Origin of the sequence: Micromonospora sp. NPDC049049, assembly GCF_040649115.1 — a bacterium.
In the GTDB taxonomy this organism is placed as follows: domain Bacteria; phylum Actinomycetota; class Actinomycetes; order Mycobacteriales; family Micromonosporaceae; genus Micromonospora.
Genome location: NZ_JBEZEX010000045.1, coordinates 23,472 through 34,982 on the forward strand (window position 1 = coordinate 23,472; position 11,511 = coordinate 34,982).

At 71.5% G+C, this 11,511-nt stretch carries 10 protein-coding genes and 1 pseudogene; 3 read left to right on the forward strand and 8 right to left on the reverse strand.

Annotation, left to right across the window (positions count from 1 at the left end):
- Positions 1 to 7: 7 nt before the first annotated feature.
- Positions 8 to 706, reverse strand: coding sequence for an SDR family oxidoreductase (locus tag AB0B68_RS29910; protein WP_357203757.1), 699 nt, complete (start codon positions 704 to 706; stop codon positions 8 to 10).
- 149 nt (positions 707 to 855) lie between these two features.
- Here AB0B68_RS29910 and htpG point away from each other — a divergent pair, with 149 nt between their 5' ends.
- Positions 856 to 2,784 (forward strand): molecular chaperone HtpG, encoded by a 1,929-nt coding sequence (gene htpG, locus AB0B68_RS29915; protein WP_357203755.1) that lies wholly within the window; start codon positions 856 to 858, stop codon positions 2,782 to 2,784.
- 51 nt (positions 2,785 to 2,835) lie between these two features.
- Here htpG and AB0B68_RS29920 read toward each other — a convergent pair whose 3' ends face one another.
- The gene (locus tag AB0B68_RS29920; protein WP_357264218.1) at positions 2,836 to 5,658 is read right to left on the reverse strand and encodes a BTAD domain-containing putative transcriptional regulator; all 2,823 of its coding nucleotides are present in this window, start codon (positions 5,656 to 5,658) and stop codon (positions 2,836 to 2,838) included.
- A 184-nt stretch (positions 5,659 to 5,842) separates the two neighbouring features.
- Between AB0B68_RS29920 and AB0B68_RS29925 the strand changes: the two genes are divergently transcribed.
- Positions 5,843 to 6,247, forward strand: coding sequence for a peptidase inhibitor family I36 protein (locus AB0B68_RS29925; protein WP_357203751.1), 405 nt, complete (start codon positions 5,843 to 5,845; stop codon positions 6,245 to 6,247).
- Positions 6,248 to 6,339: 92 nt separating this feature from the next.
- Here the strand turns inward: AB0B68_RS29925 and AB0B68_RS29930 are convergent, their stop codons facing one another.
- The 4 genes from AB0B68_RS29930 to AB0B68_RS29945 all read right to left on the reverse strand — a co-directional run bounded on the left by AB0B68_RS29930 (position 6,340) and on the right by AB0B68_RS29945 (position 9,186).
- Positions 6,340 to 6,822 (reverse strand): peptidoglycan-binding domain-containing protein, encoded by a 483-nt coding sequence (locus tag AB0B68_RS29930; RefSeq protein ID WP_357203749.1) that lies wholly within the window; start codon positions 6,820 to 6,822, stop codon positions 6,340 to 6,342.
- 158 nt (positions 6,823 to 6,980) lie between these two features.
- Positions 6,981 to 7,349: a hypothetical protein gene (locus AB0B68_RS29935; protein ID WP_357264221.1), complete on the reverse strand. Its 369-nt coding sequence runs from the start codon at positions 7,347 to 7,349 to the stop codon at positions 6,981 to 6,983.
- Between the two features lie 121 nt (positions 7,350 to 7,470).
- Positions 7,471 to 8,658: a DNA polymerase IV gene (gene dinB, locus AB0B68_RS29940; protein ID WP_357203745.1), complete on the reverse strand. Its 1,188-nt coding sequence runs from the start codon at positions 8,656 to 8,658 to the stop codon at positions 7,471 to 7,473.
- Between the two features lie 57 nt (positions 8,659 to 8,715).
- Positions 8,716 to 9,186, reverse strand: a complete 471-nt coding sequence (locus tag AB0B68_RS29945; protein WP_357203743.1) for a VOC family protein — start codon at positions 9,184 to 9,186, stop codon at positions 8,716 to 8,718.
- A 61-nt stretch (positions 9,187 to 9,247) separates the two neighbouring features.
- Here AB0B68_RS29945 and AB0B68_RS29950 point away from each other — a divergent pair, with 61 nt between their 5' ends.
- Positions 9,248 to 10,237, forward strand: coding sequence for a YafY family protein (locus tag AB0B68_RS29950; RefSeq protein WP_357264224.1), 990 nt, complete (start codon positions 9,248 to 9,250; stop codon positions 10,235 to 10,237).
- A 74-nt stretch (positions 10,238 to 10,311) separates the two neighbouring features.
- Here the strand turns inward: AB0B68_RS29950 and AB0B68_RS29955 are convergent.
- Both AB0B68_RS29955 and AB0B68_RS29960 read right to left on the reverse strand, forming a co-directional pair.
- Positions 10,312 to 10,806: pseudogene (locus AB0B68_RS29955) on the reverse strand (GNAT family N-acetyltransferase); the annotation flags it as partial.
- Positions 10,710 to 11,234, reverse strand: a complete 525-nt coding sequence (locus AB0B68_RS29960; protein ID WP_357264227.1) for an N-acetyltransferase — start codon at positions 11,232 to 11,234, stop codon at positions 10,710 to 10,712. The pseudogene AB0B68_RS29955 and the gene AB0B68_RS29960, both read right to left, overlap by 97 nt.
- Between the last annotated feature and the right edge of the window lie 277 nt (positions 11,235 to 11,511).

Genomic DNA, 11,511 nt, shown 5'->3' on the forward strand with positions numbered 1-11,511 from the left:
TCGTGGGTCAGGGGAGCTGTGGGTAGAGCGCGGCGACGCCGCCGGGGAACCCGGCCTGCACCCGCCGGCTGACGTCGTCGGCCACGATCTCGTAGGCGTCGGCCTCGATGCCGTCGACCGCGAGCCGGGCGATCGAGGCGGGGTCAGACTTGGGGCCGGTGATGGTCGCGGCCATGTCGGTGTCCAGGTATCCGACGTGCAGGCCGGCGACGCGGACGTCCCGCTCGGCGAGCTGGAGGCGCAGCGCGTTCGTCATCGCCCACTCGGCGGACTTGGCGGCACCGTACGACCCGTGCAGGGGAAAATTCACCCAGGACAGGACGGAGAGCACGTTGAGGATGGTTCCGCCGCCGTTGCCGGCGATGACCGGCGCGAACGCCCGGATCGTCGACAGGGTGCCGATGTAGTGGGTCTCCAACTCCAACCGGACGAGGTCCAGGTCGCCGTCGAGCAGGTCGGTCCGGGTGTCGATGCCCGCGTTGTTGATCAGCAGGTTCACGCCGCCGGCCAGCTCGGCGGCGGCGGCCACCGAGGCGGGGTCGGTGATGTCGAGGCGGACCGGCGTCACGCCGGGCAGGTCGACGCTGTCGGGGTTGCGGGCGCCGGCGTAGACGGTGGCGCCCCGGGTGAGGAGTTCGGCGGCCAGGTGTCGGCCGAGGCCACGGTTGGCGCCGGTGACGAGGGCGGTGCTTCCAGCGATCTTCATGGCCGTCACGCTATCCGGCCTGACTTCTGTTAAGCAAAGTCAGCTATGTCACGGCGGTGGTCGACGGGATCGGGAATACGACCCGGACGCGCCCACACCCCAACCCGTGACGACTCGTATCCTTTCCGCGAACCTCCGTACGAGCCGAGATGGGAGACGGTGTGAGCAACCAGGCCGAAACGTTGGAGTTCCAGGCCGAGGCGCGTCAGCTCCTCCAGTTGGTGGTCCATTCGATCTATTCGAACAAGGACGTCTTCCTGCGGGAACTCATCTCGAACGCGTCCGACGCCCTGGACAAGCTCCGGCTTGCCACCCTCGTCGACAAGGACCTCGTCGCCGACACCGACGACCTGCACGTCGCCCTGGAGATCGACCGCGACGCCCGCACCCTCACCGTGCGCGACAACGGCATCGGGATGACCCGCGACGAGGTCGTCACGCTGATCGGCACGATCGCCAAGTCGGGCACCGCCGAGCTGCTGCGCCAACTGCGCGAGTCCGCCGACGCCCACGCCAAGCAGGACCTCATCGGGCAGTTCGGCGTCGGTTTCTACGCCGCGTTCATGGTCGCCGACCGGGTCACCCTGCTGACCCGCAAGGCCGGCGAGACCGGCGGCACCCGCTGGGAGTCCACCGGTGAGGGCACCTACTCGATCGAGGCGGTCGACGAGGCGCCGCAGGGCACCACTGTGACGCTGCACCTCAAGCCGGCCGACACCGAGGACAACCTGCACGACTACACCGCCGAGTGGACCGTCCGCGAGATCGTCAAGCGCTACTCCGACTTCATCGCCTGGCCGATCCGAATGACAGTCGAGCGCCCCGGCGCCGAGGGTGAGCCCGCCACCAGCGAGGTGCAGACCCTCAACTCGATGAAGGCCCTCTGGGCGCGGCCCCGCGACGAGGTCGACGCCGCCGAGTACAACGAGTTCTACAAGCACGTCAGCCACGACTGGGCCGACCCGCTCGAGGTCGTGCACATGAAGGGCGAGGGCACCTTCGAGTACGAGGCGCTGCTCTTCCTGCCCAGCCACGCCCCACTGGACCTGTTCTCCCCGCAGGGCCGCCGGGGCGTCCAGCTCTACGTCAAGCGCGTCTTCATCATGGACGACTGCGAGGCGCTGGTCCCGACCTACCTTCGCTTCGTCAAGGGCGTGGTCGACGCGCACGACCTGTCGCTGAACATCTCCCGGGAGATCCTCCAGCAGGACCGGCAGATCCAGATCGTCCGCCGCCGGCTGGTCAAGAAGGTCCTCGCCACGGTCAAGGACCTCAAGGCCAACCACGCCGAGCGCTACCGCACCTTCTGGGCCGAGTTCGGCGCCGTGGTCAAGGAAGGGCTGATCGACGACACCGACAACCGGGACACCCTGCTGGACATCCTGTCGGTGAACTCCACAAACGACCCGGACGAGCCCACCGACCTGGCCGGCTACGTGTCGCGGATGAAGGACGGCCAGACCGACATCTGGTACGCCACCGGCGAGTCCCGGGCCGCCATCGAGAACTCTCCGCACCTGGAGGCGTTCCGGGCCAAGGGGCACGAGGTGCTGCTCCTCACCGACCAGGTGGACGAGGTGTGGGTCGAGCGGGTCGGCACGTACGACGGTCGCCCACTGCGCTCGATCGCCAAGGGCGAGATCGACCTGGACACCGACGAGGAGAAGCAGCAGGCCGAGGCCGAGCGCGAGCAGCAGCGACAGGAGTTCGCCGGGCTGCTCGACTGGCTGGGGACCACCCTCACCGACAGCGTCCGGGAGGTCCGCCTGTCGTCGCGGCTGACCACCTCACCGGCCTGCGTCGTCGGCGACGCCCACGACCTCACCCCGACCCTGGAGAAGATGTACCGGGCGATGGGGCACGAGATCCCCACCACCAAGCGGATCCTGGAGATCAACCCCGGTCACCCGCTGGTGTCCGGGCTGCGCAAGGCCCACGAGCAGGGCAGCGACACCGCCGCTCTGACCGAGACCGCCGAGCTGCTCTACGGCCTGGCGGTGCTCGCCGAGGGCGGTGAGCTGACCGACCCGGCCCGCTTCACCCGGACGCTCGCCGATCGGCTGGCGCGCACCCTGTAACGGGAATACCCCCGGCCGGCGGCCCGCCCGAGCAGCGGGCCCGCCGGCCGGTCACGGCCGGTCGGCGTCCGTGAGCCGACGACGGATGCGCTCCGCGTCCGGGTGCCCGAGGTCGTCGAGGAGGCGCAACGCCGCCCGCCAGCTCCGGGCCGCCCCGGCCGGATCGCCGGCCTCGGCCTGCGCCTCGGCCAGGTGCCCGAGCGTGTCCGCCTCGTAGTACCGGTCCCGGAACTCCCGGTACAGCTCCACCGCGTGCCGGTACGAGCCGACCGCCTCCGCCGGTCGCCCCGCGCGGTGCTGCGCGTACCCGAGAGTGTCCCAGGTCGGGGCCTCACCCTGGCGGTCGTCGAACTCCCGCAACAGCGCCAGGCCCTGCCGACACGCCTCGATCGCGGCATCGTGCTCACCCAGTTGGGCGCGGTACCAACCGATCGCGTTCAACGCCATCGCCTGCCCGTACCGGTGTCCGGCGGTGCGGTACAACGTCAGCGCCGCCTCCGCATGCTGGACCACCTCTGCGCGCCGGCCCTGCCGGTCGGCCATTTCGGCCAGGTCCAGGCAGGTGTGCCCCTGGTTGGCCGGGTCGTCGAGGGCCCGGAAGAGCTCCAGTGCCCGCTGAAGCTGACCGGGTGCCTCGTCGAGCTGGCCCAGCCGGGCCTGGGCCCGGGCCAGACTGCGGTGCGCGTGCGCCTGCCCGGCCGAGTCGCCACCGCACCGTGCGGCGACCAGCGCCGTACGCTGCACCGCCAGTTGGTCGTGCCAGCCGCCCTGCCGGTCCAGAAAGATGGTCAAACTCCAGGCCAGTTGCCAGGCGTGCCGTTCGAACCCGCCGGCCGCGCACCGCTCGACCAGTGCGATCAGCACCTCCCGCTCCCGGGTGAACCACGCCGCCGCCTCGTCGTGATCGCTGATCTTCTCCGGCCGGACCCCGGTAACAGCTGGCGGCAGCGCGATCGGGTCCCAGTGTGGGTGCAGCAGCACGGCAGCAGCGTGCGCGCTGTGCAGGTAGTGGTCCAAGAGCCGACCCCGCGCCTCAGCCCGGTCGCCGGTCCGGTCCTGCTCGCCGGAAAGCTCGGCCGCGAAGGCCCGCAGCAGGTCGTGCATCCCGTACCGGTCCGGACCACGCTCCAGCACCAGGTGCGCGTCGGCGAGTTCGGCGAACGCCGCCCGGACCTGGCGGCGCTCGACGCCGGCGAGGCTGGCCCCGGCCGCCGTACTGATTGTCAGGTCCGTGCTGCCGCCGACCAGCCGGAACAGCCGGGCCGTCGGGTCGGTCAGCAGGCGGTACGACCAGGACAGTGCCGTGCGCACGCTGCTGGCGGGGTCGCCGGCGTCCAACCCGTCCAGACCCCCGTCGGTGCGCAACTGCGCGCCCAGCTCGGCCAGGGAGAGCTGTGGCCGGACCACCGCCCGGGCCGCCACCACGACCAGCGCCAACGGCAGCCGGTCACAGAGCCCGACCAACTCGCCGATGGCAGCTCGTTCCCTCTCGGCCCGCACCCCGATCCGCGCGTGCAGCAGAGCCGCCGCGTCCCCCGCGGTGAGCAGATCCAGCACCAACGGCTCGGCGCCCTCGGTGGCCACCAGGCCGGTCAGCCGGTCCCGGCTCGTCACCAGCACCAGGCAGTGGGCGGACCCGGGTAGCAGCGGCCGGACCTGCGCGGCGTCCCGGGCGTTGTCCAGCAACACCAGCATCCGTCGACCGGCCAGCAGGCTCCGATAGAGCGCCGTCTGCTCCTGCGGGTCGAACGGCAGTTCCCGGGGCGACACACCGAGCGCCGCGAGAAAGCCGCGCACCACCTGCTCCGCACTGCGCACCACACCACTGTGGCTGTAGCCCTCAAGGTTGGCGTAGAGCTGCCCGTCGGGGAAACTCTCGACCACCCGGTGGGCCCAGTGCACGGCCAGCGCCGTCTTGCCCACCCCGGCCAATCCGGAGAGCACCGCCACCGGCACGGCGCCGGGATGCGCCTCGGCATTCGCCCGCAGGGCGCTCAGTCGAACCAGCTCCGCCTCCCGTCCCGCGAAGCCCCGGACGTCCGACGGCAACTGCGCCGGGACCGGGTGGGCTGGGGTCGGCCGCGCGATGGGACCGGCCGCGCCCGGTGTCGGAGCGGGTTCGGCGCGGGGCGCCGGCACGGTGACCTCACCGCGCAGGATGGCCTGGTGCACCTGGCGAAGTTCCGCGCTCGGGTCCGCACCGAGCGCATCGGCCAACCGTTCCCGTAAGCGGGCGTAGTACGCCAGGGCCTGTGCGCCCCGTCCGGCGGCGGCCAGCGCGCGCAACAACGCGGCGGCGACCGGTTCGTCGAGCGGGTGGTCGTCGGCGAGCCGGGTCAACGGGTCGATCACGGCATCCGGATCACCTTGGCGAAGCGGGCCGCGGGCCCACTGCACGACGGTGTCGATGTGCCGACGGTGCCAGTCCTGTCGGATCCGGGCCGCCCACTCGCCGGGCACGCCGGCCAGCGGCTCGCCACGCCACAGAGCCAGCGCCCGGCGCAGCAGCTCCGCCCGCTCCGGGTCGTCGTCGGCCAGTTCGTCGGCCCGCTGTCGCAGCACGTCGAAGTGCTGGCCGTCGACGGTCTCCGGCGGCAGGTCCAGCAGGTACCCACCGGAGCGGCGGACCAGCGCGTCCGAAGCCCCGGCGGCGGTCAGGACCCGGCGGATCCGAGCGAGGTAGACGTGCAGGTTGTGCCGAACCCGCGGCGGCGGGGAGTCACCCCAGACCCGATCCACCAGGGATTCCGCGCGAACCGGCCGGCCCACGTCGACCGCCAGCGCGGCGAGGACGGCGCGTTGCCGGGCCGCTCCCGCGTCGATCAGCTGGCCGTCCGTCCACACCTCGACTGGCCCGAGGATCCGAATCTCCATGAACCGCCGCTCGCCCCCGTGCCGCCGGTCGGCCAAGCCGGCAACCGCGACCGGATTGAGGTTCCGGCAGGAATCCGTCGACCTACCGCGCAGATCATCGTAGGCACAGCGACATCTATCAATCCGATGTCGGCAACTCGACTCACGGCCGCCTCGGTCGTGACGAGACCCGGAGGTCACTCACGTGCGAAATATTCGGCGAAGGCTCACGTCCGCCCTGGTTGCCACGGTTGCCCTGACCGCCGGGCTCGGCGTCGCCCCGAGCCCGGCCCAGGCCGCCAACTACCCGTGCCCCACGAACCTGCTCTGCCTCTACGCCGGTACGAACTTCACCGGTGACGTGTTCTACCTCGACGGGCCGTACAACGGCTGTAACGACGTCACGCTGCCCTCGTACTTCCGCAACAAGGCCCAGTCGATCAAGAACAACCGGGCTTCCGGCACCGTCTCCACCTTCTGGGACAACGCCAACGCCACCGGGCTCCTCGGCTACCAGCACGCCTACGGCTATCGAGCGAACCTGGCGTACGACTCGGCCGCGATCGGCGGCACCTGGAACCTGCGCATCGAGGCCGTACGGGTCTGCTGAGGGCGGAAGTCTCCGGTGGGGGAGAAGTCGGAGACGCCACGACGGCGCCGGCCGGAATCCAACGGGGGATTCCGACCGGCGCCGTCGTGCGGTCAGCCCGGGTAGTAGCAGACGTTCGGGATGACCGGACCACCGTTGACCCCGAAGGTCGCGAAGCCCATCCACGCCCGGGTCTGCGGGCCGTACTCGCCGTCCTCGGCGATGTCCGCCCACGACCAGGTGTCGTTGATCACGCGCTGTGCGTACAAGACGGCGTTGCGGGTGTTGGTGCCGTACTGACCGTCGAGCCGCAGCGACTGCGAGTAGCAGTTGTTCAGCGCCTCCTGCAACACCTTGACCGCGCTGTTGGAGTTGCCGTACTTCAGGTAGCAGGTCTTGTTGCGGTCCTGCCAGCCGACGGTCGGCACGTGCATCTCACCCGGGTAACCACCGACCTTGTAGTAGGTCAGGCTGGTGCAGGTGGTGGCGGCCTGCGCGGCGGTCGGCGCGGCCAGGGCCAGGCCGGCGCTGGCGAGCACTGTCGCGAGAATGGCGGCGGCGCTGCGGCGGCCGAGGTTGCTTCGATGGATCGGCATGCTCTCCTCCTGAGGATGGGCTACCGGGGTCGACCCCGTGTGCCTCGAAGCATCGCGACCATCGATCTACGAATTCCTGCTCGAACGTCAATTGCGAACGCTCGGCCGGATCACCGGCCGAGCGTTCCCGCGTGTGCGGTTCGGTACGCAGGTCGGGGTCATGCCGCCGAAGCGGACGCCTTCGACCCTCGGTGCGTCGCCACCGGGCCGGCGTTCCAGCCCCAGCGGGGGGCCGGTACCGCCGCCTCGCGACGCCCATCAGTGTCGACGTCGTCGCTGTCGGTTCCGTCAATGGTCCCCTCGACCGAGGCGGAGGCGCCGCGCGCCAGTCGCAGCGAGTGATCGGCGCCGGTGCGGGCCGCGCACGGCCAGGACTGCCCGGCGCACTGGAGGTTGCGGCACTGGCCCTCGTCGTCCGGCTCGTGTGCGCTCGACACATCGATCGCCAACTGCCACAGCAGCGGGTCGGTCACGTCGTGCGGACGCTCGGCGGTGCGACTCGGTCGGTTGCTGGTGTCGTCGGACATGGTGGCCCCCCTCATCAGGCTGTACCCCACAAGGGTCACCCGTCAGCCGCCGGCTAAACCGCCGACCTGCTGTGATGTGTCTCTGATCGCAGCTCGGCCGCGGACGCCGCACGCTTATCGGTCAATCCGGCAGAAGCGGCATCTCCACGCCCGGCTCCCGACCGAGCAACACCGCACGCGTGAGCGCCGCTGATCCGAACCGGTCGCGGACCGCGTCGACCGCAACGTCCAGATCGGACCCGGAGTCCGGCTGGAATGGCAGCTCAGGCTGGACAGGGTTGTCGTCGAGGTTGCCCACAGAGACACCGATCAACGTGATGCCACGGCGATCGATCTCGGGCAGCGCCGCGCGCAGTAGCGCCCGCGCGGCGGCGAGTAGCGGCGTCGTGTCCGCCGTCGCCTTACGCACCGTGTGCGCCCGGGTCGCCCGGGTGTAGTCGCCGAAGCGCAGCCGCAACACCACGGTGCGGCCGGACCGCCCGGCCGCCCGCATCCGCCGGCTGACCCGGTCGACCAGGCCGGCGAGGATGGCGTCCAGCTCGGTGGAGGCGTGCGGGGCACGACTGAGCGCGTGCTGCGCGCCCATCGAACCGCGCCGCCGCCCCACCTGCACCGCCCGGGGGTCGCGATTGTGCGCCAACGCATGCAGATGCCGGCCGGCGCCCGCACCGAGCAGCGACACCAGCGCGGCCTCCCCGAGGCGGGCCACCTCCCCGACGGTACGGATCCGGCGTTCGCGCAGCTTGGCGGCCGTGACCGGGCCGACGCCCCAGAGCCGTTCCACCGGCAGCGGGTGCAGGAACGCCAGCTCGGCGTCCGGTGCGACCACCAGCAGGCCGTCCGGTTTCGCCACGCCGCTGGCCACCTTGGCCAGGAACTTCGTGCGGGCCACGCCCACGGTGATCGGCAGGTGGACCCGGTCGCGGACCTCCCGGCGTAGTCGTTCGGCGATCTCGGCCGGTGGCCCGACCAGCCGCCGCAGACCCCCCACGTCGAGAAACGCCTCGTCGATGGAGAGCCCTTCGACCAGCGGTGTGGTCTCCCGGAAGATCTCGAAGACCGCGCGACTCGCTGCCGTGTACGCCGACATCCGCGGCGGCACGACGATCGCGTCCGGACAGAGCCGACGCGCCTGCTGGCCGCCCATCGCGCTGCGGACGCCCCGCGCCTTCGCCTCGTAGCTGGCCGCGAGCACCACACCACCACCGACGATCACCGGTCGCCCGCGCAGGCGCGGATCGTCGCGCTGCTCGACCGACGCGTAGAACGCGTCCAGGTCGGCGTGCAGGATGCTGGCGCCGGGCGACACGTACACATGTTCGCATGACGCCGGCCTGGTGCGGCAGTGAGCTGGGCAGACGCCCCGTCAGTCGAGGCAGAACTCGTTGCCCTCCGGGTCGGCCATGATGAGATGACCGGCGCCCAACGGGGGAGTGGGCTCGTGCCGATCGAGACGCTTGGCGCCATGCGAGACGAGCCGTTCGGCCTCGGCCTCCAGGGCCGCCATCCGCTCGTCACCCTCCAGCCCGGGGGCCGCGCGGACGTCGAGGTGGACGCGGTTCTTCACCTGCTTGTGCTCCGGCACCCGCTGAAAGAACAGCCGTGGTCGCGAGCCCTCGGGGTCGACCACCGCTGACGCGTCGTTGCGGTTCTCCGGCGGCACACCCATCGCCTCCAGCGCCTGATCCCAGGACTCGAAGTCTCCGGGTGGGGCCTGTACCTGGTAGCCGAGCGTCTCGGCCCAGAAGATGGCCAACCTCGCTGGGTCGGCGCAGTCGAACGTGATCTGGACGTCGCGGATCACGGCGGATCCCTGCTTCCTGGTCTGGTCGGTCATGATTCAAGCCTCTCGCGGATAGCGGACAGGGTTGTTCCGCTATCCGTGCAACGATCGACGCGTGACCGTCGAGGCGACGACCGAGCGGGTGCTGCGCCTGCTGGCGCTGCTGCAACGACGACTGTCCTGGACGGCTGCCGAACTGGCCGCGGAGCTGGGGGTCACCGGCCGTTGCGTGCGCCGCGACGTGCAGCGTCTGCGGGCGCTCGGCTACCCGGTGCACGCGGTGTCGGGCGTCGGCGGCGGCTACCGACTCGGTGCCGGCACCCGGCTGCCGCCGCTGCTCCTCGACGACGAGGAGGCAATCGCCACGGCGGTGTCCCTGCGGCTCGCCGCCGGGGGCACTGTCGCCGGAGCGAGCGAGGCCGCGTTGCGGGCACTCGCGAAGCTCGATCAGGTGATGCCATCGCGGCTCCGCGCCGAGGTCCGGGCGGTGCACGGTGCCACCGACACCCTCATCGGCCCGGTCGCCGAGATCGACGCGGAATTGCTGGTGACACTCGCCCGCGCCTGTCGGGACGGGGTACGCGTCCGATTCCACTATCCCGGCCGGGGCGCTGGTGAGCAGGAGCGGACGGTCGAGCCGATCCGGATGGTCACGACCGGCCGCCGCTGGTATCTGATGGCCTGGGACGTCGACCGCACCGACTGGCGGACGTTCCGGCTGGATCGGATCCGGGCTGCGGTCGCGACGACCTGGCGTTTCCCGGCGCGCGAACACCCGGATCCGGTCGCCTTCGTGCAGCGCGCCGTGACCGGGGCACCGTACCGATACCTCGCCCGGGTGCGGGTGCACGCCCAACCGGAGCGGTTGCGGGAGGTGATCCCACCACAGGTGGGGCGGGTCGAGGACGACAGCGACGGATGGTCGGTGCTGGTCGTCGGCGGCGACAGCCTGGACTGGCTCGCCGCGCACCTCGCCCGCCTGGATCACGAGATGGAGGTGCTGGAGCCTCCCGAGCTGCGCGAGGCCGCAGGCCGGCTCGCCCGTCGCCTCGCCGTGCTGGCGGGTGCGACGTCGGAGCCCGACGCGCGGTGCCGCAGCGTGTAGTGGCGCAGCGACACCGGGCCGCCGTCGGGAGCGGTCCATGGAGCCGTGCTGGCGCCGACACACCGCCATCCCGCGCGCTCGTACAGAGCGGCGGCCGCAGCGCCGTCGGCGGCCAACTCCAGCACCAGGTCCGTCCCGCGTTTGCCCGGCGACTGGCGGGCCCGGTCCAGCAGCGCGCTGCCCAGCGCCAACCCCCGGGCTCTCGGCACCACGAAGAGACGAGCCACCTCAGCCGTCGGCCGGCCGGGCGGCCCGTCCACCTGACCGGGGATCCGATGCACAGCGACGTGTCCGACAACGGCCGCGGCGGCGTCGACGGCGACCCAGGCCCGCGCCGGGTGCGGCTCGCGCAGCCAGCGGTGCGGGTCGACGGGCCAGTTCAGCGGGTACGCGTCGACCCGGTGGACCTCGGCGAGCGCCGCGACGCAGCCGTCCAGGTCGGTTGCCCGCCGCCGACGGATGGCGGGCCGGTTCACACGTCGTCGAACGGGCCGGCGTAGCGGAACTCGCCCCGGATGGACTCGCGCCACGCGTGCATCGGCCTGGCCATGAAGTACTGCGGCCCCCACGGCTGCGGTGGGGTGACGCCCAGCTCGACGGCCGGCCGGAACCCGAAGCGCGGGTAGTAGTCGGGATGCCCGAGCAGGACCACCAGCGGTTCGTCCCGCGCGTCCGCGGCGCCAAGGACCGCGTGCATCAGCGCGATGCCAACACCGCGTCGCTGCCAGTCGGGCAACACGCCCAGCGGCCCCAGGCCCAACGCCACCGGCGCGCCGCCCACCCGGCCGCGGGTGGCCACCACGTGCCCGACCACCTGGCCGTCCGAATCGGTCGCCACCAGGGAGTACGCGGGCAGCCAGCCCTCGTCGGCGCGCAGCGCGTCGACGAGGGTCGCCTCGACCGGTACGCCGTCACCGCCATCGGCCTTGGCGAAGGCCGCGGAGTGCACCGCGCGAATCGCGTCGACGTCGGCGGGTGTCTCGCGTCTGATCAGCACCGCGCCACCATAGACGCGGTGAGTTGCCGGCTCCACGCGTTTATCGCCGGCACCGATCTGCCGGCGGTCGTCGTGCCTGGCGGTTGTGGTGCCTGGCGAGCGGCTCGCGGACATAGCGGGGAAGCGGTTGATGTCTGTGAGTCATCATGATGTCGCCCAGTCATCAAGCTCATCGCGATCCGCGATCCGCGATCCGCGATCCGCGATCCGCGATCCGCGATCCGCGATCCGCGATCCGCGATCCGCGATCCGCGATCCGCGATCCGCGATCCGCGAT